Raw genomic sequence first — 23,096 nt, 5'->3', positions numbered from 1 at the left:
GGCTCTCCTCAGGCGCGCCGGCGCGGGTGCTTGACGCCCGGCACGGTGGCGGCGCCGGTAGCGACGTCACAGCCGCGGTCGGTGATGGTGGCCACGTGGTAGGGATCGCCGTCGCCCACCAGCTGCACGGAGACAAGAGCCTGCTCGGCCAGCCACGCCAGGTCGGACTTCACGACGTCGCGGCTGACGGTGTGCCCCCAGCGGCGCAGGGCCTCCTGCAGGACCGCATGGTTGTGGCTGCCGCCGGGGTCTTCCTCCAGCAGCTTCAGGATGACCAGGCGGCGGTCCTCCGCCACGAAGTCCTTGTAGCTCATGCCGGGCGCCCCCCGTTCTTCAGCAGGAAGTCTTCGACGCGGTCGAGCACGCGCTGGAAGCGCGACATGCTCTCGCGGGACCCGTCCAGCCGCTCGCCAAAGCGCTCGATGCGGCCGGACAGCTCGGTGACCGAGAGGTGCAGCTTGTGCACCTCGTCGCGTGACGGCATGGTCGCCAACTCCGCCGCCACCTGGTCGGCGCGGCGGGCGGCATGATCGGCCGCCTCGGCCGCCTTCTGGGCACGCTCGGCCACGCTCGCCACCTGATCCTCGTGATGCTTGGTCATCGCCTGCAGGGCCTGCGCGTGATCGTCACGGGTCACGAACTGGTGACGCAGCGACCACCCCACCCAGGCGATGAACAGGTTGGTGACGATGGCGGCGAGCCACCCCCAGGTACCCAGAAAGTCAGCCATGTGGTCACCGCTCCTCGCCCTGGACGCGGCGGTGCAGCGCGGCCGTCGCGGCGTTGAGCGCCGACCACTCCTCGTCGGTCGGGTCGCGGTTCTCGGCCAGCATGCGGTCGATGGCTTTCTTGGCTTCGATGGCCTCCGGCACGCCAGCGGCGATGGCCTCGGCGATCTGGATGCCGAGCAGGATGAGCTGCGCCACGTTCATCGGATGATCTCCTTGCTGACCAGATACTCGGCAAGTGCTGCGACGGCAGACCGGGCGGCGGAGACGGCCGCCGCCGTGGCGGCGCTGCCGCCGGAGCGGGCCGCGCCCTGCGCCTCCTGAAGGGCGTCGTAGGCGGCGGCATCGAGCGTGCGGATTACATCGACCACGTCGGGGTCGGCGCTCGAGCTCTCGATGTAGGATGCCGCCGTCGCGAGAGCGGCGTTGTAGTCGGCCTGGATGGCATAGACGGTCTGCGCCGGCGTCGCCTGCTCGGCCTGTGTCACGGTGTATGACGCGCAGGCGACCGGCCCGCCGACGGCCAGGCCACCCAGAAGCATGGCGGCAAGAAGCATCTTGGCCGCCCCCACGCTCGGCTTGGCGATGGGCTTGGACGCCTTCACCCGGCCGAAGATAGCCAGGCCGGCGCCGCCGACCGACACCAGGTCGAGGATGACGTCAACCAGGTCGCCGCGCAGGGCGGGCGTCAGCTCGTAGCCCCACCGGCTCAGCAGCTGGGCGATCAGCGTGACCAGCACGCCGATGATGGTGCGGGACAGATACCAGGGCTTGCTGTCGATCTCGGACACGTTGGGTCCTCCTCAGTAGTAGGCGCGCTTGAGCCACCCGCGCTCGTACTTGGCGAGCTGGGGACGCACGGCGATGAGCTGGCGGTAGAAGCCGGCGGCGGCTTCACGGAGCGGCGGGATCAGCATCTCGGGCGGGATGCCGGCGACGGTGGCGCGGGTGACGGGGCCGATGATGCCGTCGTCGGCGATCTCCTTGCCGCAGGCGCGGCAGGCCCGCTGCAGGAGCTTGTGCGCCTGCGGCGACCCCATGTTGACGGCCAGGTCGAAGACCTTGGTGGCGACCGTCAGGTGGAGGGCGCCGTAGTCGTGACGGTCCCACCAGTGGGCGCGGTAGAAGAAGGCCGCGTCCTCGCGGGTCATGGCGCGGATGTCGTCGACGTCGATGTCGCCGTCCAGGTCGAGGTCACCGTCGGGCGACCCGTCGCCGTCGAGGTCGAGCTCGCCCGCGCTGGCCAGCCAGCGCAGCGAGATGCCCCAGTTGGTGGCGCCGCCCGGATCGACGGGGTCGTTGACGAAGCCGCCCTCGTGGGCGAGCACGACGTCGAGCGCGTGCTGGAATAGGCTGTCGGACACGAAAAACCCCTCAGGCTTGAGTACCTGAGGGGATGATCGCTGCGACTGTCCTGTAGTAATGCCCGGAAGATCTTCCGGGCACCACCTCCGACGGAACTGCGGAGGAGTATTCTATCTCGCCGGCCCGGCGTCAATCGTCCGCGAAGAGGCAGGCCTGGCGATCGTCCTGGCCGCCGTTCATGACCATGCGGACATACCGCTCGGTGCACTTGAGGCGACGGGCGATGGCACGATGGGAGTAGCCCTGCCGCTTCAGCTCCGCCATCTTCGACTTGATGGTCTTGGCGAAGGCGTTGCGCGGGATGGTGATGCGGCATCCGCCGTAGGCCTCGCACAGCGCCGCGAAGGGCTCCCACCCCAGCGGCTCGACCCACGGGTGATCCCGCCGCGGGGTCTTCGGCACGTTGCACCCCTCCTGACCGCCGAACGCATCGGCCAGCCGCAGGGCTGCGGGCACGCCCACGACCTCCGCGATCTCGGCCAGCTGCATCGACACGATCGGCGTCATGGACATCATCCCACCCGCAGGACTTCGGTGTAGGTGACGGAGGTGGTGCCGCCCTGGTGGCGCAGACGCCACACGAAGCGGATGGACATGAGGCCGTCCGTCCGCAGGTAGGGGCGGACGCTCTTGGCCAGGACGAAGCCGCCACCGACCAGAGCGTCGTGCATACCCTGCGCCGTCGGCATGTGGGCCAGCAGCGGCGCCGCCTCCTGGCTGGCGGCGTACCGGCCGCGGCGCTGGTGCTTGCGGCGGAACTTGCTCATCGGCCTGCCTCCCTCTTGGCGCGTTCGCGGGCGACCCAGGACTTGAGCGCCTCGATCACCTGGTTGAGCTCTTCCGGCCCGAGCCACTGGAGCGCGTCGACGCCGGTCTGGCGCTTCACCCACAGGGCCAGCGCCGCCTCCGAGGCATCGCGCAGGACGCCCATGTTGGCCAGAGCCAGCCACAGCGCCCGCGCCTTGCGGGCCTGCTCGGTGTCGGCCTGGGGCCGGGTGCCGGCCTTGCGCGCCGGCTGGTCCTTCCAGCCGAGGCGGCGGAACTCGCGGACCACCGCCTCCAGCTCGATGATGCTCATGGCCTTGGTCGAGGCCTTGCCGCCGGTGGCCCGCGCCAGGACGGAGCGGTAGCAGTCGTCGGTCAGCGCCAGCTGGCGGGCGGCGACGTGAACCTTCTTGATCAGGGCCAGCCGGGTCGGGTTCTTCTTGGCTGCACTCATGATCACCCTCCCATGGTAGGGCGGCGCCTGCCGGCGCCGCCGGCAGAACTCAGTTGGCCGAGGACCGGACACGCTTCGCGAGGCGGCCACCGATGTTCGTGCACGAGTTCGCCGGGGCGTTGTTCAGGGTCAGGCTGAAGAGGCCCGCGTACGACCCGCTGCCCCAGCTGCCGCCGTGGATTGGGTAGCTCTCGACGTCCTCCCAGGCACCGAAGTGATAGTCGCGGACCATCGCCTGGTCGCGGTCGCCGGTGACGGCGCACGGCAGCAGGAGCGCGTCGATCTCCGGCTCGGCGTGGAACGCGGTCGGCCACCCGCCCTCCTCGACCAGCTGCGAGCGGATCTCGGTGTTGACCCACTCGCGGCGGCCGGCCAGGTCCCAGGCCTCGATGTCGCCGGCGGCGGACACGCGCAGGCCGTCGACCCAGTGGAAGACGTTGCCCCACAGCTCATGCAGCCCGCGCCAGGCGGCGCTGGTGGAGCCGCCGGGAACGGCGCCGGAGCCCGACACGTTGCCCCGGCCGATGGCGTCCTGCAGGTCCGGGTGGCCGACCTCGACCAGGGCCAGCATCTGGATGGCGGCGAGCTCGTAGATGGACCACAGGCCCCAGCCCTCGCCACGGGCGGCGCAGGCGTTCCGCATCTCGGGCAGAGAGACGTTGACCATCGGCTTCTCGCCGCGCTGCGATGCGGCGACGTCGCCGCCGGATGCCTCGTAGGCGCCGACCAGGATCTCGTCCATGGGCGCGCCGTCCAGCATGAAGGCCGGGTGTCGGGTGTAGCCGTCGCGCGGCTGGGCCGACAGCCACAGCCGGAAGCCGGCGTCGTCGCTCTCGACGCGGTAGTGGAAGGCGGGGATGGCCACCACCTCCTGACCATCGACCGTCCGCGGCTCGATGCCGGAGAACAGGCGGTTGGCGCCGATGTCGCGCCCGTCGCCGAGGCCGAGGCGACGCCACCCCTTGCCGGGCGTGTAGCCGACGCCGAGCGGTGCGGTCGAGCCGTCCACCGCCGCCCCGCCGTCGCTGCGCAGGACGAAGGCGACGGCGCCGCGGTCGAGGCCAGCCAGCTCGCCGACCACGTCGGCCAGGTTCTTCTCGGGCACATCCTCGGCCGGATTGGCGTAGCGGAAGGCGAAGCCCTGGCGGCGCAGCTCGCGCTCGATCATGGCCAGGATGGCGGACTTGCCGCAGCCGACCGGGCCGCTCACGTTGATGTCGATGGTCTTCATGATGTCATTCCCCCTCGGTGTCGTTCGGTTCGGGCTGGCGCGGCATCACAGGCACCGGGCCGTTGCCCCACGGATTGAAGCCGTCCTCGGTCTCGCGCTCAGGCATGGGCCATCGCCCTGACCAGGTCCTCGTGGAAGCCCTTGGGCAAGGTCACCACCAGGTACGGCGCCGGCTCGGTGGCGGCCGTCTTGATGACCTCGTGCACCACGCGCTTGCCGCTGTAGAGCTCGCCGGAGAAGGTCTCCGGCAGGGCGCCCGTGTAGACCTTGAAGACGTCGCGCGCCTTGTTGCCGCGCACCTCCCAGTTCGGGCCGTCACCGACGGCCGGGCCGATCTTGACCTTGCCGAGCGCCTTGTCGCGGCCCCAGGCGACAACGACCTTGGTGCCGTCGCGCCAGTCGAGCGCGATGGCCAGGTCCTGGCCCATGGAGAAGGTCAGGACATGACCCCGGTGGGCGGGTCCGCGCCGGACGCTGATGGCCACTTCGCCGGCGCCGACGGGCCGGGACTTGAGCCCGGTCTTCGGTGGGATGATCTCAAACATTGGCGAACCCTCTCTCGGCCCTGGCGATCGCCTCTTCCAAGGGCGTCAGCTCCAGGGGCTGCGGTTGCTTCCTGCCGATGGCGACCAGGTGGTCCTCGATCGTCTCGGTCACGAACAGATGCTCGGTCTCGATGGTCAGCCAGAACGGGTTGCCGCAGCCGGCGCAGACATGCTCGCCGGCCTCGGCCTCGAAGGTGTCCCAATCGGGATGACCGCACACAGGGCAGATGACGTCCGACCTGCATTCGATGCTCACGGCGACCCCCTCACGCGGCGGCCAGGTCGATCGGCACCGAGCGCCACTGCGCCTCCTGGTTCTCGCGAACGTAGAAGCGGGCGTAGCTCTTGGAGCCGATGATGCGGATGCTGTCGCGGATGGCGTCCTGGCCGCGCTTCCACCGGGCATCGTCGAAGTCGATGCGCAGCAGACGGAAGATGGCGTCGCGGCTGACGTTGCCCTCCTTGTCGGTCTGGAAGGCGCCGTCGACCAGCACGCGCAACTCCGGCCGGGCGCCCTCTGCCCAGTCGACGATGCACTCCTCGAACAGCTGGCGGGCGATCTGCAGCTCCGGCCCGAAGGTCAGGCGGTCGGCGACGGCGATCTGAAACTTCATGAGGCCGTCGTAGGTGGTGAAGGTGACGTTGCCCTTGCCCTTGGCGCCGCGCTTGGAGACGCCGTATTCCTCCTCGGCGAGGCTCATGTAGCTGTTGGCGTCGGCGAAGACGTGGCCCTTGAAGCGGCGGATCTGGTTGGCCAGCTCGACGGCGTAGCTCAGCACCTTGCGGACCATCTGGTCCTCCAGCTGCTCGTGAGCCTTGATGCTGGTCTCGGGCACCAGGCGGCCCTTGGCGTCCATGACGAAGCCGGCCGGCGCGTCGACGGCTGGGGTGGGCAGGGTGATCAGGTTGCTCTCGGTCATGCTTGAACCCTCTTGAACAGGCGGTTGAACAGGCGTTTGAAGTAGCCCCGAACGGGCCGCGGGGCGGTCACCGTCCGGCAGGCAACGAGGTACTCAGGGTGTCTCACTGCGCTCCTCCCAGTACTTGCAGGCGCACGTGCCGCCGGAGACCGGCGTCAGGTCCTCCAGCCGCTTGCCCGAGAGCTCGGCGGCCTTGGCGCAGACGCGCTCCTTGTGGCTGTCGGTGTTCCAGTGGCGGCACACGCGGCAGGTCTTGCCGGCCGGCCCCATGCCGGGGATGTGGGCGAACTGCAGACGGCTCATGACTGCGGCCTCCCGTGGACGGCGTTGAGCTCGTAGCTCAGGCGGTCGAACAGCTCGTCGACCTTGCGCGCGAGCTCCGGGTCCCGCTCCATGCGCACCGCGGTCGCCCGTTCGGCATGCATGGCCGTGGAGTGGTCGCCGCGCTTGAAGGCCCTGGCGATGCGCGGGTAGCTGGCCGGGGTCAGCTTGCGCGCCAGGGTCATGGCCACGTGGCGGGCGACGACGACGTCGCGGGTCCGCCGCTCACTGACCATCTCGGACAGCGGCACCCCGAAGGCCTCCGCCGTCCGGGCGGCGATGATGGCGATGGGCTGGCTCACAGCGCACCTCCCTGGGCGGCGATGCCCACCAGGCCGGCGACGGCGGCCAGGCTGTCGCCGGTGATCGACCGCTCCCGCCCGGCGATCACGCGCTGCACGGCATCGAGCGCGGTCTGCGAGCTGATCGGCCCGAGGCGGTGACGCAGCGTCCCGTCGAGCAGCTGGTCGACCACGTGGTAGGTGTCGTCGCCGACCAGGGCGATCAGCACCAGGGCAGTGGGCGCACCCACCACGGCGATGGTGCGGGCGCTGGCATCGCCGATCTTGAACTCGGTGACGGGCTTCACGGTCTTGCTCATGCCGCACCTCCGGCGGCCTGGCGAACCGCCACCCGCTCGGCACTGCCGGCGGCCAGGTCGAGGAAGTCGGCGAGCTGCTCACGCTCGGCCTGTGTCATCGGGTCCCACGGCCTCGCCTTCGACAGGGCGAGGACGCCGGCGGCGGTCTCGCGCAGCCGGTCGGCGACAGGGGCCGGGGCCTCCTCGGCCGCCGCGGCCAGGCGGTCGGCTAGGACGGCCTGCGCCACCGGGTGCTGCTGCGATTGGATGCGGATCTGCTGCGCCAGGGCGCGCAGTCGGTTGGTCACCATGATCACCCTCCCGCGTTCTGGTTGTGGGGGCACTGGCGGCAGGCCCGATAGAGCCGTGCCCGCATACTCGACGTCGCCGTGAAGGGGCGCGTCCGCTCGTCCTGGCAGCGGTTGAGGCCGATCTCCCCCAGGACAGGGCAGTTAAGGGTCGCGTTCATCAGGGCGCCCCGCACCACCTGCTCCACCGCCGTCAGGTCACCGGCGTAGCCGTTGGCGCCGTAGCGCCCGCGGATGACGTTGGACACCAGCGCCGGAGAGCGCTCGATGATGTCGGCCACCCGGCGCTGGCCCTGCGCGTCGCAGGCCGTCGCCAGGGTAACTACCCACTCCGGCATGGCATCGCCCCATGCCTCGGCGGCCTTCTCCATGAAGGTTGCGGTCTTGGCGTTCATCGCTCTCCCCCCTCGGGTCCCATGACCTGGCGCCGGTTCGGGTCGAAGACCCATTCGGTGCGCTGGACCTGCGGCGCCATCGGCCCCGTGTTCATGTTCGGGATCAGGCGGTAGGCAGCCATCTCCCCGGTGCCCGGCTTATGGCCGGGCTTGGCGGGGCGGCTGACCATCAGGTAGCCGGCGCGGTGCAGGTGCTTCAGGTAGCTCTGCGCCGAGTTGAGCCGCACCTTGACCTGGTCGGTCGAGGCGTGGATGGCGATGTCGCGGGCGGTGAACTCGCCCAGCATCTTGATCGCCCGCCACATCTGGTCCTGACCGCGCCCCATGTCCTGGGCGTCGGTGCCGTCGCGGCGCAGGCGCGGCGCCTCGGGCTGATCCTTCACCAACTCGTACTGGATGGCGTCGTGCTCGACGTTGCCGACGGCGCGGACGTACCCGCCTTTCTCCAGGCGCTTGACGAAGTCGCGGATGGTCTGGCGGTGCGTGTTGCACCGGCCGTCGATGTCCGTGATCGTGAAGGTGCGCAGCTCGCGGATGATCTCCCAGAAGCCCTGGTTGCCGCGCGGGACCCGGATGGTCAGCTTGACCATGGTATCGCTCGAATGCCGACCCATGCTCACCCCCGACGCGCCGGCGGCTGGCCGGAGAACAGCGGGCGGTCGCCCCAGGCCTTCAGGTCGACAGAACCCCACCCTTCCGAGCGGGCCGTCTCCCGCACCTTCTCCAGGTTCACGCAGATGCGGCGGACGCGGCCGCCGGCCTGGCGGGCGATGTGGTCGATCAGGTCGTCGGCGATGGCGATCTCCGGCGCGTAGAGCTCGGCCAGGGCGATGGCGTCGGTGACGTCGGCCGGCACCGCCGGCACCCAGTCGAGCATGCGGTTGTGGAACCGCTCCGAGGCCGCCAGCTGCTGCGGCAGCATCTCCTCGCCGATCAGCACCATCGGCGCGCCGGACTTGTCGTGGATCTCGCGGATGGTCTCGTGGTACCGGCGGCGCACCACGTGGTCGAACTCGTCAATGATCACCGGCCGGTCGGTCACCACCAGCTGATTGATGATGGCGTCGACCATGTCGGCGACGGTGCCCTTGGGCTGCAGGCCGAGCTCGATCATCAGCGACTTGCAGAACTTGGCCTTGGTCCAGCTCTCGCCGACCTCGACGTAGTAGGCCCGGAACTTGTTGGCGGCGTAGGTTGCCGAAAACGTCTTGCCGTAGCCGGAGAAGCCGTGGAAGGTGGCCATTCCCGGCAGGTGGCGCGGGCGGTTCACCACCCGCTTCACCACCTCGTTGAACAGGGTCACGTTGCGCAGCGGCGCGATGGTTCCGCTGTTGACTTCGTGGTCCAATGGCATGTTGTATTACCCCTCTGTGTTGAGCCCATGGCAGTGGGCCGGCATGGGCGCGGTCAGATGACCATCCGCCCGAACTCCGCGATCATCTCCTTCTGCGTCTGGAACTCGGGATGATCGCGGTACCCCTCGAACCACCGGCGATCGTCGGCATCGACGGCCTCGCCAGCTTCAAGCCTTTGTTCGATCTCCAGGGCGCGCTCCACGCGAGCGCGCTTCTCCGCGCGTTCGTCACGCGGCGGCGGCGCCGTGCGCAGCTCCTCGACCAGCGCCAGGTGGCGCTCGCGGTCGGCGGTGGTGCGGGCCGGCGGCGGCTCCGGCAGGACGCGGCCGGCACGGGCCGCCTGGTCCAGGGCCGGCGTGGTGTGCGCCTCGCTGCGGGTCGGGAAGGTGACCAGCTTGCCGGCCTCCTCGGCGCGGGCCATCAGGATGTCGCCCACCACGTCCTCGGTGCGGGCGTCCTTCTTGGCCTTGCGCAGCTGCTTCATGCCCTCGGCGATGACCTGGTTCTGGCGCGCCTTGCGGGCGACGGCGACGTCGATGCGGCTGACGCCGACCCGCTCCGGGCACATGGCCTTGCAGACGAACTCGCCAGCCTCATCGAAGACATAGACGAAGCCGTAGTCCGCCTCGTCGAAGAGGACCTGCACTCGCTGGCCTTCCATGCCGCCGAGGAACTGGTGGTCGAAGCTGGCGCCGTCGATGCGGATGCCCTTCTTGGTGACCACGCGCCAGCCGTCGCCGGCTGTCGGGGACAACAGCACGTCCAGCGCGCGCTCGTTCTCGATGCGCTTGATCGGCGCCGTCCAGGCCGCCGCCATCTGGAACGGCGTCTTGTTGTTCAGGCCGCCGTGCTGGTCGTGCTGGTAGATGTCCTGGCACCACTGGTCGCAGAACTTCTGCAGCTCTTCCGGCGTCATGCGCATCTCGACCGTCTCGCCCCGCGTCATCAGCCGCTGGGCGAAGGACTTGCGGGCCTCGATCGCCTTGCGCTCGGCAACGTTGTGACCGATGAAGCCGGCCTGCAGCTCCAGCAGGTCGTGGCTGAAGGTGCGGAAGGCGCGCTCGATGTGCGGCTTGCTCTCGGGCGTGAACGGCGGGCAGATGTCGGTCTCGACGCCCAGGGCGTCATAGGCCCGGCGCATGTGCCGGCTGATGTAGTCGGCGCCGTTGTCGATGCGCACGCTCTCCGGCACGCCCCACGCCATGATGGAGGCGCGGAAGGCGCTGGCGATCGCGGCGGCCGACGACGTCCGCGACACCAGCAGGCGCAGGCGGCGGGAGTACACGTCGATGATGCCGATCAGGGCGTGGCGCTGGTTGTCCGCCAGCAGCAGGTCGGCCGGTGTGCTGTCCATCTCCCACACCTGGTTGAGGCGGATGATGCCCTCCGACCGCGAGCCCGAGGCGGCCTTGTACTTCGAGCGCCAGGCGTCCGGGTTCATGACCTTCTCGAACAGCTGCTTGTTGCGCTCCTTCCAGCGCTCCATGAAGCGCTGCACCGACCGCAGGGACGGCAGCTCACGGTCGCTGAAACGGGCCTTCAAGCCCTTGTAAACCAGCGCCGATGACACGTGCGGCGCATCGGCCAGCAGGCCGAGGACGAAGGTCTGCATCTCCTGGTCGGTGTCCAGGATGCCGGTGCCGGCGCGGTTGCCGTAGCGCGGCGCCAGCCCGGCCAGGCCGTGCTCGGCCATCGCCTTCTCCCACTTGCGCAGGGCGTTCTTGCTGACCTGCGGCACCTGGTCGCGGACCCACGGCGCCACCGGGATGACACGCTCGCTGTAGAGCGCGCAGAACTCCAGCCGGGCCTTCTCCTGCCCCAGGCCGCAGGTGTCGCGGTAGGCGTGGAAGGCGCGCACCACGGCCGCCTTGGCCTCCATCTCCGCCAGGTGCTTCTCGGGCATCGTGGCGACGTTGACGTTCTGCGGCGCCGGGCCGACGCTCTTGCGCTTCGGCGGGGTCGGCTTCTCATAGTCGCCGGCCTCGGCCGCCGCCCGGCGGGCGAGCTCCAGGCGGGCCTCCTCGGGCAGCGCCGAAAGGGGATACTCCCGACCGCCGCCGCGAGCCGCGCGCTGGCGGCTCTCCCACCCGCCGCGGGTGGCCTGCCCGCGGATGCCGCGCTCGGTGGAGGCGATGGCCGGCAGCTGCAGGTCGGCCAGCTCGGCCGCCGTGAACCAGTCCTTCATGGTGTCCCCCGGCGGTGCTTGCGGCGCACGGCGATGCGCTGGTCCAGGCGGTCCAGCTCGGCCGCCAGCGCTTCGCGGCGGTCGACGTCCATGGCCTCATCGATGGCGGGCAGGTACTTCTTCTCGACCACCGCCAGGCCGAACGGCTCGGCCAGCAGCTGCAGCAGGCGGATGTCGCCGGTGGCGTGCACCAGCCCCATGAAGCGCACCACGTTGATGACGTGGTCCTCGCGGGCCTCCGACGCATAGGCGTCCAGCATGTTCTTGCCGGTGGTCTCGCCCAGGTAGTCGGTCATCTCCTGGGCGACCTCGTCGCGGTTCTTGCCGCAGTCCTTCAGGGCCACGGCGACCGCCTTGGAGATCTGCGCCCGCAGGGTCGCGGCGCGCACATGATCGACCTCGAAGCGGTGCACCACCTTCGGCGGCTCCCAGTTCAGCAGGTCGAGCGTCCGATCATCCCCCCGGATACGCATGTCAGGCTTGCTCCCGGTCTTGGGTTGGGCGGGCCGCCATGGGCAAACCCATGACGGCCGCGCCCGCATCCCCTACACTCGGTGTCGCCAAACAACCTTGAGTAAGGGGATTGACCATGAGCGAGAACGAATTCGAGAAGGCGTTGCAGATGAAGGTGCAGGCGTATGCAGCACCGGCAGTGGAAGGTGCGATCCAGGCCATGCACTTCGCCCTCGTGCATACCTTGCAGGAACTGGTCCGCGCAGGATCGCTCCCGGACGCGGCCATTGAGACCATCGTCTCGCGCATGGAGAGCGGTGCGGCGGAACTGGAGCGACGGTCGGAAGGCGAAGGCTCGGAAACGGCGAAGCAGATTGCGCGCATGACCCTAATCCTCCGCCACTCGTTCAGCATCGGCGGCGGATCGAAGAACTAGCCGCATCTGCTCGACGGTGAAGGGCGGGAGCGCTGTGATGCGCTCCCGCGCCTTGCGCTCGTTGTCCGCCACAAGATCGAGGAGGCGCCGTTCGACAAGGACAGGGCAGATGTTCATGCCGCCCTCGCTTCTTGACGTTCACATTCGTTTTGATTGCGGATACCCTTCAGACGGTTACGGACCCGCGGATGGCGGGGCGTGCCGTCCGGCTCGTAGCGGTCGGGCCACAGCACTTGCGCCGGAACGCCGAGGAACTCGGCGATCACCTGTTCACCCGTGAAGCACGGGGTGTTCAGGGCGACCCGGCAGGTGCTGGAGCCCAGGCCGTTGGACAGGGCAAGGTCGGTCACGGTGGTGCCGCGCTTGCGGATCGCCGCCTTGATGTCCTCCTTGTGCCAGCCCTTCGGACGTCGCTTCGCCATCGGGTTCGTCTCCATCTCGCGCCGGCCTGGCAGGGCCGGTTTTTGTCGGTGTCAATTCAAAACATCTGTTCTGACAATGCCGACGTTAAACGGCTGCGTCAACGGGAAAAATCGGTTCCGACTTGCGAGATGTGCCGTCCTTCGTCGGTATCGCGGAAAATGGTGGTATGTCAGACACTTATGATAAGTCGGAAGAGAATAGGGGGAAGAGCGCCGCCGTTCCGGGTTACAGCCCGGAAGTCGGAAGCCGTCTCTCAACGGCCATTGAACGGATCGGCGGCCTGCGCGCGACCTCGACGATTGTCGGCGTCACCGACGAGCAGATTGGAAAATGGCGCGACGGGAAGGCGAAACCGCAATTCTTCGCAATGGCTCGCATGGCTGAAGCCGCCGGCGTCTCGCTCGAATGGCTCGCCGGCGGTGATGTCCCGATGGAGCGCAGGCATGCGTCGGCACCGCCGGTAGAGGCTGAGCCTCCGCTGGCGGTTGAAGGGCGAGCGGTGGCCGTCGACGAGGACCTGATGGGCCTGCTCGTCGACGGCATCATCGCCGTCTATCGTGAGGAAAACGTAGGGCTTCCGCCGCGCGACCTGGGGCGCCAGGCGGCCCGCATGCACGCCGACCTGGTCGGCGCCTACGACGACCCGAACGACCGCAAGGTCGCCGTGAAGGGCATGCTCGCCCAGCTGCGCCGCGACCTCCGCGAAGCCCCGGTCGGCGCCGAGAGTAAACGCCGGGCCTGAGGATCGTCAGAGCGCGGCAGGCTGGAACCTATCGACACCGTGAGCGGTGGGCAATATCTTTGGTGGTAGCCGGGCGCCGCGGTACCGTCACCCGCTTCGACGGGGCCTCTTTCGCCCTCCGCGTCGACCCTGGGGCGCCTCCACGACCATCTGTCGCAAAGGCCGTTTTCGGTGCGTCACATGGTTTTGGAGCAGGTCCCCACCGAAGGCGCCCCGAACCCCAGGGTTTCTGCGGTGTCTCGATACGTCCCGGTAATTCTCGGAATATCCCGGTCCTCTCCAAGACCATCTGTCGTGTCACAGCTGCCTTATTGCGGCAATCCGATTAATAGAACCGAATGGTCAAGCCGAACTCAATCAGAGGGGGGCAGAGTTCTTTCCTGAAATGGCGCGCCCTACAGGATTCGAACCTGTGACCTACCGCTTAGAAGGCGGTTGCTCTATCCGACTGAGCTAAGGGCGCCCTGGGTCCGGAGCTGTCAGAACCGGCCGATGCGGGGCCGGTCCGACCGGAAATTGTCCGCGTAGCTCTTGGGCGTGACGCGGCGCGTATGGCTCTCGGCCACGTCGCAGGCCCACCCCTTCTTCTCCGCGAAGGCGATGGCCGCCTCCTTGCTGTCGAAGCGCAGGCGGACCTGGTTCAGCGTGTCGCCCGAGGAAATCCAGCCCATCAGCGGCTCGGCGCGGCGCGGTGTCTCGATCTCGTATTCCAGGAGCCAGCCGCTGGTCTTGGCACGCCCCGACTGCATCGTCGTCTTGCTGGGCTGGTAGATCCGGACCTTCATGACCGCAAGCCGCCTCTCATCCTCGGGAGGGGCCCCGTGGACCCCGGAAGTGCGCCAGCGGGCCGGCGCGGGAAGCTGGTCGGAGCGAGAGGATTCGAACCTCCGGCCTGCTGGACCCAAACCAGCCGCGCTACCAGACTGCGCTACGCTCCGTCATGGTGGAGATACACCACGCTCCCGGCCGGGGCAAGGCCACCGGCCCCGACCGTTCGGATGATCAAGGCCGGACTGTCCGTCCGGACGGGCGTGGGGCAGGTCAGCCGGCCTCACCGGCCGCCGCCTTACCGGCCGCCATCGGGGGCTTCAGCCGCAGGCTCCCCGGCGCCATCACCAGAATGTTGCCCCCCACCGCCAGCATCAGGCCCAGGGCCGCGGACAGGTTCCACTGGTAGTCTTCGAACAGGGTGGAGATGACCAGGGCCAGGATCGGCGTCATCACCGCCGTATAGCCGGCCCGGTCCGCCCCGATCCGCCCCAGCAGCGTGAAATAGCTGAGGAACGCGGCGACCGACCCGAACAGGGCGAGGTACAGCAGCGACAGCACATAGGGCAGCGACGGGTCGAAATCGAACGGCACACCACGGACGACCGCGGTCAGCGCCGTCAGGGCGGCGCCGCCCAGCATGCCCCAGGCGGTGGCCGCCACCAGCGGCACCTGCGCCCGGCGGGCCTTGGACACGGCCATGTTGCCGAGCGAAGCGCAGTAGTTCCCCAGGAAGACCAGCCCCAGGCCCAGCAGCGTGCCACCGACCCAGCCGTGTCGCTCGATCTCCGGAGAGAACAGCAGCAGCACGCCCCCCACACCCATCAGGCCGCCGAGCAGCACCGCCGGGCGCATCGGCTGGCCGAGGAATATCCGCGAATTCAGCACGTTCATCAGGCTGAGGGTCGATCCGGCGACCGCCACCAGACCCGACGGGAGAAGCCCGGTCGCCTTGTAGATCAGCAGGTAGTTCAGCGAGAAGGTGAAGACCCCGGTGACCAGGATGGCGGGCCAGCCGGCGCGCGGCGGCAGCAGGCGCTGCCGCGTCACCGCCAGCCAGCCCAGCATCAGCGAACCGGCCAGGGCGAAGCGGTACGTCACCGAGACGGCGGGGTCCACGACGCCGAGCTGGAACTCGATGGCATACCAGGTGGAGCCCCAGATCAGCACGGCGGCGGCGTAGAGGACCGGATTGGAGGACATGGCGGCGGACCGGAAGACGGGCGTCCGGGCGGAGATGGCACCGGCGGCGGGACCCCGGTCCCGCCCGGACGGTGATAGCATCCGATTGTTGCGCCGGTGACAGGTCAGGTGCCGCGTCCTATGAATGGGTGATCTGCACCACCGGCGCGGGAGGGTCCGATGTCGCCGCGAACCATCGGGATGGACGACCGGCTCTATGCCTATTACCGCGCCACCTCGGTGCGGGAACCGGCGGTCCTGGCCCGCCTGCGCGAGGAAACCGCAGCGCTCGGCAGCCAGGCGTCGATGCAGATCGCCCCCGAACAGGGGCAGTTCCTGGCGCTGCTGGTGGAACTGACCGGCGCCGTGCGTCTGCTGGAGGTAGGCACCTTCACCGGCTATTCCGCCCTCGCCTGCGCGCTGGCGCTGCCGCCGCAGGGGCGCCTGATCTGCTGCGACGTGTCGGAGGAGTGGACCGCGGTTGCGCGGCGCTACTGGGCCGAAGCCGGCATCGCCGACCGGATCGAGCTGCGGCTGGGGCCGGCGCTGGACACGCTCGACGCGCTGCTGGCCGAGGGGCTGGGGGAGACGTTCGACATGGTCTTCATCGACGCCGACAAGCCCAACTACGATACCTACTACGAACAGGCGCTGCGCCTCGTCCGGCCGGGCGGGCTCGTGGCGCTGGACAACACGCTCTGGAGCGGCCGGGTCGCCGACCCGGCGGACACGACGCCCCGGACGGAGGCGATCCGGGCGCTGAACGCCAAGCTGGGGCGGGACGAAAGGGTCTCGCTCTGCCAGGTGCCGATCGGCGACGGCCTGACCCTGGCGCGGCGACGCTGACGCCGGCCCCCCGGATCAGACGTCCAGATCGACCACATGCACCTCGCGCGTCGCCACCATCAGGCCATGGATGTAGGCGGCGATCTTGGTGGCACGGTCGCTGTGCAGCATCAGCAGGCGCCGCACCTCCTCCCGCAGGCGGCGGCGGTTCTCCCGCTCGTCCGCCGGCAGTTCCGGGCTCGGCGCGGGAGCCATGGCGGCGGCGGCGGTGTCCGCCGCCTCTTCCGGCGAGGGCGGCGGCGGAACCGGCTGGTCCGGGGAGCGCAGCGACTGGCGCTGCACGAATCCACGCAGATTGTCCCGCACCAGAGCCTTCTGGTCAGGCTCCAGTTCCCGGATCTCGTGGACCTCCTTCATCAGGAAGTCGAAAAGGGCACGCCGGCGACGGTTCGCATCGCTGCCCGAGCGGCGGTCGTGGCGGTCGCTGATGGCCGCCACGGGCGCAACCCTCACATCCGGCCGGACAGGGGCGGCCGGTTGCTGAAGCGGCGGCACATGGTTGGGAACCCAGACCATGGGCACAGTTTAAAGGTTGTCACGCCTTCCGGTCCATCGGATTTACGGAAGACGTCGCTACCCCTTTAGGACGGGATCGCCCGCGACAGATCCGTCTGTCCCGCAGAAATTCTGATGATGTCCGGGAATGTCCCGGAAGAAATCTGCCGCGGATTCCGGAATTACTTTCCCTTCTCGAAGGCACTGTGGACAACGCGGTCACCGGGTCTGATTCCCAGCTTGGCCGCCAGCCCGCCGCCGATCTCCAGAACGCCCAGGATGGGGCCGTCCGATGGCAGCGGCGTCTCGTCCAGCGGCCGGGCCTCGGCCGCGATGTTCACGATCCGCCCGTCCGCCGCGATGAAGATGATATCCAGCGGAATCAGCGTATTGCGCATCCAGAACGAGGCCGGCTGCGGCCGGTCGTAGAGGAAGAGCATGCCGGACGCGGGATCAAGGTGATCCCGGTACATCAGGCCGCGCGCCTGATCCTGAGGAGTCAGCGCCAGTTCCACCTCGAAGCGGTGGCTGCCGCCGGAGGCGGTTTCGACAAGAACGCTGGAACGGTCCAGCCGCGCCGCCGCCGGCAGCGCGATACCGAAAACCAGCAGGAACGGGAGAAGGCGGCGGAGAAAGGTCTGCATCCCTTGCAGATACTCCAGCAGGAGACCGGAGTAAACGGGCAGCCCGGAGCGAACCGGACGGCTGTGCCGTTGGCAAGCGGACGGATGTGCGGAACAGCGCCGCATAGCAGCTTGACAAGCCTTTCCCGGCGGAGAATGGGTATACTCCGGAGGCCGGCTGGGGAAATCTCCGGTCTTGGAAGCGTTGGCCGACAATGACGGCCCGTCCTCCCACGGATCGGAGTACTACTGCATTGCGCCTGCTGAAAACGCTCACCCTGGCCTTCGCCCTTCCTCTTGTTTCCGTCTTACCGGCCCAGGCCGCCGAAGGAGCGGTGCAGACAGCACCCCTGGAGGCGGCTACAGCCCATCTCGACGGGGCCGATCTCAGCCTTTTCTGGGGCATCCCCTTCGTCGGCATCCTGCTTTCCATCGCTCTGATGCCTCTGCTTCTGCCCAGGCTGTGGCATCATAATTTCGGCAAGGTCGCCGTCTTCTGGGCGCTGGCATTCGCCATCCCTTTCGCCGCCGTCGAAGGCATCGACATCGCGGGATACGAACTGCTGCATACGCTGCTGCTCGACTACCTGCCCTTCCTGATCCTGATCTTCACCCTGTTCGTCGTGTCTGGCGGCATCCTGGTTTCAGGGAACCTGATCGGAACACCGAACACCAACCTGTCGCTGCTGGCCTTCGGGACGGTGATCGCAAGCCTCGTCGGCACGACCGGCGCCTCGATGCTGCTGATCCGGCCGCTGCTGCGGGCAAACCAGGAACGCAAGACGAAGGTCCATGTCTTCGTCTTCTTCATCTTCCTGGTATCCAACATCGGCGGTTCGCTGACCCCACTGGGCGACCCGCCGCTCTTCATCGGCTATCTGCAAGGCGTGGACTTCGGCTGGACGGTCGAGCACATGTTCGGCCCCATGATGCTGATGTCGGTGGTCCTGCTGGCGGTGTTCTATCTGATCGACAGCATCGCCTGGCGGCGCGAGGGCCTGCCCATGCCCGAGGAGGAATCCCGCCAGATCCGCATCCAGGGCGGACACAACATCCTCTACCTTGCCGGTGTCGTCGGAGTCGTCCTGACGACCGGCCCGTGGGAACCCGAATGGTCGCTGCACATCTGGCACCTTAGCTTCCCCCTCGACAGCCTGGTCCGCGATGTGGCGCTGATCGCCATCGCGGCGATGTCGCTCAAGTCCACGCGCAGGAGCATCCGTGTCGAGAACGCCTTCACCTGGACTCCCATCCAGGAAGTGGCGATTCTCTTCCTCGCCATCTTCCTCACCATGATTCCGGCCCTCGCCATTCTGCGGTCCGGGACCGACGGCGCGCTCGCAGGTCTGGCGCACTTCGTCACAGGCCCCGATGGCAACCCGATCCCCGCCGCCTACTTCTGGCTGACGGGAGCCCTCTCGAGCTTCCTTGATAACGCGCCGACCTATCTGGTCTTCTTCAATCTGGCCGGAGGCGATCCGGAGATTCTGATGGGACCGTTGGCAACAACGCTGGCCGCGATCTCCGCCGGCGCGGTCTTCATGGGGGCGAATACCTATATCGGTAATGCGCCCAACTTCATGGTTAAGTCGATCTGCGAGGAACAGGGCATCCGGATGCCCAGCTTCTTCGGTTACATGGCATGGTCCCTTGTCTGCCTGGGACCGTTGTTCATTGTGCTGACATTCCTGTTCTTCCACCCTGCCTGATCGACGCAGGCACAACCGCACGGCCGCGGTGGACGTCCGGGAAGGTTCCGACCCGGTGCGTCCCCGCAGGACCGCGGCCCGGGCCCCGCTTGCCGGGGCTCCGTAACGGGTTTACCGTCCCGGATATCCGATCGGCTTGCCAGAGGGAGCCGCACCATGGATATCAACGGCGAATACCGCATCGACGCACCGCGCGAGCATGTCTGGTTGGCGCTGAACGATCCCGAGGTGCTGCGCCAGTGCATTCCGGGGTGCGAAGCTCTTGAGCAGACTTCCGACACCGGGTTCGCCCTCAAGGCCAAGGTCAAGATCGGTCCCGTCAGCGCCCGTTTCGCCGGCAAGGTCACCCTGACCGACCTTGACCCGCCGAACGGCTATTCTCTTTCCGGTGAGGGTCAGGGCGGTGCGGCCGGCTTCGGCAAGGGCATCGCCAGGGTCGCGCTGACACCGGAAAGCGACAGCATCACCATCCTGACCTATACGGCCGAGGCACAGGTCGGCGGCAAGCTCGCGCAGTTGGGCTCCCGCCTGATCCGGGGCACGGCCCGCAAGATGGCGGACGACTTCTTCAATAAGTTCCACGAAATCCTGGGGGTGCCCGTGAAATCCCTGACCCAACCCGAAACCGCCGACGAAGCTGCGACCGAACTGCTGGTCGAAACGGCCGAAGAGGTCGAAGCCGCGCCGGAAGTCCCTTCCTCCGGAGTCCCCGGTCTGGCCTCGGTGCCGCTGGTGACGCGCCCGGACAGCGTCGCCCAGGTGGACGAGGAGACCGCGCCCGTCCTGAACGAGCTGGCCGAACCGCACCACCGGCTTGACGACGAGACGGAGGAACCCGGCCCGGCCCCCGAACCGGCAGCGGACCCTGTGGCAACTGAGCCCGTGGCAGCTGAGCCCGCGACGGTTGCGGAGAGCCCGGCACCCGCGGTCGATGCCGCACCGCGCGAGCCCGCCCCGACGCCGCAGGCCTCTCCGGATGCGCCCTTCGGGTTGCGCCCGGCGGTCTGGGTGCCGCTGCTTCTGCTTGTGCTTCTGGTGCTGGTCATGCTCGTCTGAGCAGAACCGGCTGCCTTGACCGGCAAGCGCCCCCCGGGATACGCTCACCTTGAATCCCTGACTGCCCTGGATTCTCCGGCCCGAATCATCCGGCGGGGACAAGCCGGCACCGGTCCGTGAAGGTGAGAACGCCACGAACCGGGAGGGCGCATGCCGATCACCGTTTCCCTGACCGTCAACGGCCGGCCCGTCTCACGCGAGGTCGAGCCGCGGACCCTGCTTGTCCAGTTCCTGCGTGATGAGCTGGGTCTTACCGGCACCCATGTCGGCTGCGACACCAGCCAGTGCGGGGCCTGCGTCGTCCATGTGGATGGCCGCTCGGTGAAGAGCTGCACCCTGCTGGCAGCCAGTGCCGACGGGACCAGCGTCACCACCATCGAAGGACTGGCAGCCCCCGACGGCGCCCTGCACCCGATGCAGGCCGCCTTCCGCGAGAACCACGGGCTGCAGTGCGGCTTCTGCACCCCCGGCATGGTGATGAGCGCGGTCGAGCTGTTGCACCGCACCCCATCCCCCAGCGAGACCGAGGTCCGCGGCTGGCTGGAGGGGAACATCTGCCGCTGCACCGGCTACCACAACATCGTCCGGTCCGTGCTGGCCTGCGCGGAAGAGATGCGCGGCGGCGCGGCGGCGGCGGCCGAGTAGGTCGCCCTCCCCTCGGCGCCGCAGCCGGTTGCAGACGCGACCGGCACACACGACGACCAGCACAAACGACGGCCAGCACACACGACGACAGAGCGGATTTCCGGCCCAGGCGCCCGACAGAGGCTCCGGGCCTTCGTCCCCCAGGGAGGACACGCATGACCGCACCCCTCGATACCGCTCCGACCGGCATCGGCGCCGCCGTGCGCCGCCGCGAGGACCAGCGCTTCCTGACCGGCCGCGGCACCTACACCGACGACATCAACCGCCCCGGCCAGCTCCACGCCTATATCCTGCGCAGTCCGCACGCGCACGCCCGCATCCGGTCGATCGACACGGCCGACGCGCTGCAGGCGCCCGGCGTGGTCGCGATCTTCACCGGGGCCGACATGGCGGCGGACAAGGTCGGCTCCCTGCCCTGCGGCTGGCTGATCCACAACAAGGACGGCACACCGATGGCGGAGCCGCCGCACCCGCCGCTGGTGCCGGATGTCGCCCGCCATGTCGGCGACCAGGTAGCGGTGGTCATCGCGCAGACGCGCAACCAGGCCAAGGATGCGGCCGAACTGATCCTGGTGGACTACGAGCCGCTGCCCTCCGTCGTCGCCACGGCCGAGGCCGACGCGCCCGAGGCTCCGCAGGTGCATCCGCAGGCACCGGGCAACATCTGCTACGACTGGCACATCGGGGACCGCGAGGCGACGGAAGCCGCCTTCGCCCAGGCGGCCCATGTCACCACGCTGGATCTGGTGAACAACCGCCTTGTCCCCAACGCCATGGAGCCGCGCGCCTATATCGGCGAGTATGACCGGGCGACGGACGAGACGACGCTCTGGACCACCAGCCAGAATCCGCACGTCATCCGCCTGCTGATGGGCGCCTTCGTGCTGGGCATCCCCGAGCACAAGCTGCGCGTGGTGGCGCCCGACGTCGGTGGCGGTTTCGGCTCCAAGATCTACCATTACGCCGAGGAGGCGATCGTCACCTGGGCGGCGCGCCGGCTCGGGCGGCCGGTCAAGTGGGTGGCGGAGCGCAGCGAGGCGTTCATGTCCGACGCCCACGGCCGCGACCATGTCACCCGCGCGCAACTGGCCCTGGATGCGGACGGGCATTTCCTGGGCCTGCGGGTCCGGACCACGGCGAACATGGGCGCCTATCTCAGCACCTTCTCCACCTCCATCCCGACCTATCTCTACGCCACGCTGCTGGCCGGCCAGTACAGGACGCCCGCCATCTATGCGGAGGTGAAGGCCGTCTTCACCCACACCGTACCCGTGGATGCCTACCGCGGCGCCGGTCGGCCGGAGGCGTGCTACCTGCTGGAGCGGCTGGTGGACATGGCGGCGCGGGAGACGGGCATCGACAGGGTGGAGTTGCGCCGGCGCAACCTGATCCCGAAAGAGGCGATGCCCTATGCCACGCCGGTCGCCCTGACCTATGACAGCGGCGACTTCGTGAAGAACCTGGACGATGCGCTGGCGCTGGCCGACCATGCCGGCTTCCCCGCCCGCAAGGCCGCCTCCGCCCGGCAGGGCAAGCTGCGCGGCCTGGGCATCTGCGCCTACATCGAGGCGTGCGGCATCGCCCCGTCGAACGTGGCCGGCGCCCTGGGCGCGCGTGCCGGTCTTTACGAGAGTGCCGAGGTCCGCTTCCACCCGACCGGGTCCGTCACGGTCTTCACCGGATCGCACAGCCACGGCCAGAGCCATGAGACGACCTTCGCCCAGATCGTCGCCGACCGGCTGGGTGTGCCCATCGAGACTGTCGAGATCGTCCACGGCGACACCTCCAAGGTGCCCATGGGCATGGGCACCTACGGCTCCCGCTCGCTGGCGGTCGGCGGCTCGGCCATCGCCAAGGCGATGGACAAGGTGGTGGCCAAGGCCCGCAGGATCGCCGCCCACATGATGGAGGCGGCGGAAGGCGACATCGAGTTCAAGGACGGCCGCTTCACCGTGGCCGGCACCGACCGCTCCATCGGCATCGCCGACGTCGCCCTGTCTGCCTATGTCCCGCACAAGTTCCCGCTGGATGAACTGGAACCCGGCTTGGACGAGCAGGCCTTCTACGACCCGAAGAACTTCACCTTTCCCAACGGCACCCAGATCTGCGAGGTGGAGATCGATGCCGACACCGGCGTGACCCGCGTTGTCTCCTTCATCGCGGTGGACGATTTCGGCCGCATCATCAACCCGATGGTGGTCGAGGGGCAGGTGCATGGCGGCGTCGTCCAGGGCATCGGCCAGGCGCTCTATGAGAACTGCGTCTACGATCCGGAGAGCGGCCAGCTCCTGACCGGCTCCTTCATGGACTACTGCATGCCGCGGGCGGACGACGTGCCGTTCATGACGGTGAAGACGAACGAGCACGCCCCCTGCACGCACAACCCGCTGGGCGTGAAGGGCTGTGGCGAGGCCGGCACGATCGGCGGGGCCGCCTGCGTGATGAACGCCGTGGTCGATGCCCTCTCGGACCTGGGCATCCGCCATCTCGACATGCCGGCCACACCCGAACGGGTCTGGCGCGCCATCCGATCCGCCCGTTCCGTCCCCGCCGCGGCCGAGTGAGG

At 68.5% G+C, this 23,096-nt stretch carries 33 protein-coding genes and 2 tRNA genes; 7 read left to right on the top strand and 28 right to left on the bottom strand.

What is annotated here, in order from left to right:
* Positions 1 to 8 precede the first annotated feature (8 nt).
* The 21 genes from RC1_RS05275 to RC1_RS05175 form a co-directional block, all read right to left on the bottom strand.
* Entirely contained in the window at positions 9 to 314 is a 306-nt protein-coding gene (locus RC1_RS05275; RefSeq protein WP_012566315.1) for a VpaChn25_0724 family phage protein, read from the bottom strand.
* Complete coding sequence (locus tag RC1_RS05270; RefSeq protein ID WP_012566314.1) at positions 311 to 730, bottom strand: hypothetical protein; 420 nt, start codon at positions 728 to 730, stop codon at positions 311 to 313. The genes RC1_RS05275 and RC1_RS05270 overlap by 4 nt, the downstream gene beginning before the upstream one ends.
* A 4-nt stretch (positions 731 to 734) precedes the next feature.
* Complete coding sequence (locus tag RC1_RS05265; RefSeq protein WP_012566313.1) at positions 735 to 932, bottom strand: hypothetical protein; 198 nt, start codon at positions 930 to 932, stop codon at positions 735 to 737.
* Complete coding sequence (locus tag RC1_RS19925) at positions 929 to 1,519, bottom strand: hypothetical protein (RefSeq protein WP_012566312.1); 591 nt, start codon at positions 1,517 to 1,519, stop codon at positions 929 to 931. Before RC1_RS19925 ends, RC1_RS05265 begins: the two co-directional genes overlap by 4 nt.
* Positions 1,520 to 1,531: 12 nt before the next feature.
* Positions 1,532 to 2,092 carry a glycoside hydrolase family 108 protein gene (locus RC1_RS05255; RefSeq protein ID WP_012566311.1) on the bottom strand — a complete coding sequence of 187 codons (561 nt, stop codon included), beginning with the start codon at positions 2,090 to 2,092 and terminating at the stop codon, positions 1,532 to 1,534.
* Between the two features lie 130 nt (positions 2,093 to 2,222).
* Positions 2,223 to 2,600: a hypothetical protein gene (locus tag RC1_RS05250; RefSeq protein ID WP_012566310.1), complete on the bottom strand. Its 378-nt coding sequence runs from the start codon at positions 2,598 to 2,600 to the stop codon at positions 2,223 to 2,225.
* Between the two features lie 5 nt (positions 2,601 to 2,605).
* Complete coding sequence (locus RC1_RS05245) at positions 2,606 to 2,860, bottom strand: hypothetical protein (protein WP_012566309.1); 255 nt, start codon at positions 2,858 to 2,860, stop codon at positions 2,606 to 2,608.
* Entirely contained in the window at positions 2,857 to 3,312 is a 456-nt protein-coding gene (locus RC1_RS05240; protein ID WP_012566308.1) for a gp16 family protein, read from the bottom strand. The genes RC1_RS05245 and RC1_RS05240 overlap by 4 nt, the downstream gene beginning before the upstream one ends.
* Before the next feature lie 49 nt (positions 3,313 to 3,361).
* Positions 3,362 to 4,543 (bottom strand): hypothetical protein, encoded by a 1,182-nt coding sequence (locus tag RC1_RS05235; protein WP_012566307.1) that lies wholly within the window; start codon positions 4,541 to 4,543, stop codon positions 3,362 to 3,364.
* 98 nt (positions 4,544 to 4,641) lie between these two features.
* Positions 4,642 to 5,088: a hypothetical protein gene (locus tag RC1_RS05230; RefSeq protein ID WP_012566306.1), complete on the bottom strand. Its 447-nt coding sequence runs from the start codon at positions 5,086 to 5,088 to the stop codon at positions 4,642 to 4,644.
* Complete coding sequence (locus RC1_RS05225; RefSeq protein ID WP_148213386.1) at positions 5,081 to 5,344, bottom strand: TFIIB-type zinc ribbon-containing protein; 264 nt, start codon at positions 5,342 to 5,344, stop codon at positions 5,081 to 5,083. Before RC1_RS05225 ends, RC1_RS05230 begins: the two co-directional genes overlap by 8 nt.
* 10 nt (positions 5,345 to 5,354) lie before the next feature.
* Positions 5,355 to 6,008: a DUF3164 family protein gene (locus RC1_RS05220; RefSeq protein ID WP_012566304.1), complete on the bottom strand. Its 654-nt coding sequence runs from the start codon at positions 6,006 to 6,008 to the stop codon at positions 5,355 to 5,357.
* A 93-nt stretch (positions 6,009 to 6,101) separates the two neighbouring features.
* A complete protein-coding gene (locus RC1_RS05215) occupies positions 6,102 to 6,311 on the bottom strand; it encodes a hypothetical protein (RefSeq protein ID WP_012566303.1) in 210 nt (69 codons plus the stop codon).
* Positions 6,308 to 6,631 carry a helix-turn-helix domain-containing protein gene (locus tag RC1_RS05210; protein ID WP_041785146.1) on the bottom strand — a complete coding sequence of 108 codons (324 nt, stop codon included), beginning with the start codon at positions 6,629 to 6,631 and terminating at the stop codon, positions 6,308 to 6,310. Before RC1_RS05210 ends, RC1_RS05215 begins: the two co-directional genes overlap by 4 nt.
* Positions 6,628 to 6,930, bottom strand: a complete 303-nt coding sequence (locus RC1_RS05205; protein WP_012566302.1) for a hypothetical protein — start codon at positions 6,928 to 6,930, stop codon at positions 6,628 to 6,630. Before RC1_RS05205 ends, RC1_RS05210 begins: the two co-directional genes overlap by 4 nt.
* On the bottom strand, positions 6,927 to 7,220 hold the full coding sequence (locus tag RC1_RS05200) for a hypothetical protein (protein WP_012566301.1): 294 nt from the start codon (positions 7,218 to 7,220) through the stop codon (positions 6,927 to 6,929). Before RC1_RS05200 ends, RC1_RS05205 begins: the two co-directional genes overlap by 4 nt.
* A gap of 2 nt (positions 7,221 to 7,222) precedes the next feature.
* Positions 7,223 to 7,612 carry a hypothetical protein gene (locus tag RC1_RS05195; RefSeq protein WP_012566300.1) on the bottom strand — a complete coding sequence of 130 codons (390 nt, stop codon included), beginning with the start codon at positions 7,610 to 7,612 and terminating at the stop codon, positions 7,223 to 7,225.
* Complete coding sequence (locus RC1_RS05190; RefSeq protein ID WP_012566299.1) at positions 7,609 to 8,226, bottom strand: hypothetical protein; 618 nt, start codon at positions 8,224 to 8,226, stop codon at positions 7,609 to 7,611. The genes RC1_RS05195 and RC1_RS05190 overlap by 4 nt, the downstream gene beginning before the upstream one ends.
* Before the next feature lie 2 nt (positions 8,227 to 8,228).
* Positions 8,229 to 8,966: an AAA family ATPase gene (locus tag RC1_RS05185; RefSeq protein ID WP_012566298.1), complete on the bottom strand. Its 738-nt coding sequence runs from the start codon at positions 8,964 to 8,966 to the stop codon at positions 8,229 to 8,231.
* A 53-nt stretch (positions 8,967 to 9,019) separates the two neighbouring features.
* Positions 9,020 to 11,152 (bottom strand): Mu transposase C-terminal domain-containing protein, encoded by a 2,133-nt coding sequence (locus RC1_RS19920; RefSeq protein ID WP_012566297.1) that lies wholly within the window; start codon positions 11,150 to 11,152, stop codon positions 9,020 to 9,022.
* The gene (locus RC1_RS05175) at positions 11,149 to 11,625 is read right to left on the bottom strand and encodes a hypothetical protein (protein ID WP_012566296.1); all 477 of its coding nucleotides are present in this window, start codon (positions 11,623 to 11,625) and stop codon (positions 11,149 to 11,151) included. The genes RC1_RS19920 and RC1_RS05175 overlap by 4 nt, the downstream gene beginning before the upstream one ends.
* A 116-nt stretch (positions 11,626 to 11,741) precedes the next feature.
* On the opposite strand from RC1_RS05175, the gene RC1_RS05170 reads away from it, so the two are divergent.
* On the top strand, positions 11,742 to 12,041 hold the full coding sequence (locus RC1_RS05170; protein ID WP_041785143.1) for a hypothetical protein: 300 nt from the start codon (positions 11,742 to 11,744) through the stop codon (positions 12,039 to 12,041).
* 113 nt (positions 12,042 to 12,154) lie between these two features.
* On the opposite strand, the gene RC1_RS05165 is transcribed toward RC1_RS05170, so the two are convergent.
* Positions 12,155 to 12,463, bottom strand: coding sequence for a helix-turn-helix domain-containing protein (locus tag RC1_RS05165; protein ID WP_041786063.1), 309 nt, complete (start codon positions 12,461 to 12,463; stop codon positions 12,155 to 12,157).
* A 167-nt stretch (positions 12,464 to 12,630) separates the two neighbouring features.
* Between RC1_RS05165 and RC1_RS21390 the strand changes: the two genes are divergently transcribed.
* Entirely contained in the window at positions 12,631 to 13,206 is a 576-nt protein-coding gene (locus tag RC1_RS21390) for a helix-turn-helix domain-containing protein (RefSeq protein WP_148213385.1), read from the top strand.
* A gap of 386 nt (positions 13,207 to 13,592) precedes the next feature.
* On the opposite strand, the gene RC1_RS05155 is transcribed toward RC1_RS21390, so the two are convergent.
* The 4 genes from RC1_RS05155 to RC1_RS05140 all read right to left on the bottom strand — a co-directional run bounded on the left by RC1_RS05155 (position 13,593) and on the right by RC1_RS05140 (position 15,177).
* A tRNA-Arg gene (locus RC1_RS05155) sits at positions 13,593 to 13,669 on the bottom strand.
* A 16-nt stretch (positions 13,670 to 13,685) separates the two neighbouring features.
* Complete coding sequence (locus RC1_RS05150) at positions 13,686 to 13,991, bottom strand: ETC complex I subunit (protein WP_012566291.1); 306 nt, start codon at positions 13,989 to 13,991, stop codon at positions 13,686 to 13,688.
* 76 nt (positions 13,992 to 14,067) lie between these two features.
* Positions 14,068 to 14,144: transfer RNA gene (locus tag RC1_RS05145), tRNA-Pro, on the bottom strand.
* A 103-nt stretch (positions 14,145 to 14,247) separates the two neighbouring features.
* On the bottom strand, positions 14,248 to 15,177 hold the full coding sequence (locus RC1_RS05140; protein WP_041785141.1) for a DMT family transporter: 930 nt from the start codon (positions 15,175 to 15,177) through the stop codon (positions 14,248 to 14,250).
* 159 nt (positions 15,178 to 15,336) lie between these two features.
* Here RC1_RS05140 and RC1_RS05135 point away from each other — a divergent pair, with 159 nt between their 5' ends.
* Positions 15,337 to 16,002 carry an O-methyltransferase gene (locus RC1_RS05135; RefSeq protein ID WP_012566289.1) on the top strand — a complete coding sequence of 222 codons (666 nt, stop codon included), beginning with the start codon at positions 15,337 to 15,339 and terminating at the stop codon, positions 16,000 to 16,002.
* Positions 16,003 to 16,017: 15 nt separating this feature from the next.
* On the opposite strand, the gene RC1_RS05130 is transcribed toward RC1_RS05135, so the two are convergent.
* Entirely contained in the window at positions 16,018 to 16,440 is a 423-nt protein-coding gene (locus tag RC1_RS05130; RefSeq protein WP_148213384.1) for a hypothetical protein, read from the bottom strand.
* Between the two features lie 239 nt (positions 16,441 to 16,679).
* Positions 16,680 to 17,141: a DUF192 domain-containing protein gene (locus RC1_RS05125; protein WP_012566287.1), complete on the bottom strand. Its 462-nt coding sequence runs from the start codon at positions 17,139 to 17,141 to the stop codon at positions 16,680 to 16,682.
* A gap of 233 nt (positions 17,142 to 17,374) precedes the next feature.
* On the opposite strand from RC1_RS05125, the gene RC1_RS05120 reads away from it, so the two are divergent.
* The 4 genes from RC1_RS05120 (at position 17,375) to RC1_RS05105 (ending at position 23,094) form a co-directional block, all read left to right on the top strand.
* On the top strand, positions 17,375 to 18,829 hold the full coding sequence (locus RC1_RS05120) for a sodium:proton antiporter (RefSeq protein ID WP_148213383.1): 1,455 nt from the start codon (positions 17,375 to 17,377) through the stop codon (positions 18,827 to 18,829).
* 156 nt (positions 18,830 to 18,985) lie between these two features.
* Positions 18,986 to 19,885 (top strand): SRPBCC family protein, encoded by a 900-nt coding sequence (locus RC1_RS20690; RefSeq protein ID WP_012566285.1) that lies wholly within the window; start codon positions 18,986 to 18,988, stop codon positions 19,883 to 19,885.
* A gap of 150 nt (positions 19,886 to 20,035) precedes the next feature.
* Positions 20,036 to 20,530, top strand: coding sequence for a (2Fe-2S)-binding protein (locus RC1_RS05110; RefSeq protein ID WP_012566284.1), 495 nt, complete (start codon positions 20,036 to 20,038; stop codon positions 20,528 to 20,530).
* A 155-nt stretch (positions 20,531 to 20,685) separates the two neighbouring features.
* Entirely contained in the window at positions 20,686 to 23,094 is a 2,409-nt protein-coding gene (locus RC1_RS05105) for a xanthine dehydrogenase family protein molybdopterin-binding subunit (protein WP_012566283.1), read from the top strand.
* Positions 23,095 to 23,096: the final 2 nt, after the last annotated feature.

The organism is Rhodospirillum centenum SW (assembly GCF_000016185.1).
Classification (GTDB): Bacteria; Pseudomonadota; Alphaproteobacteria; order Azospirillales; family Azospirillaceae; genus Rhodocista; species Rhodocista centena.
This window is presented reverse-complemented; position numbering and strand designations above follow the sequence as displayed.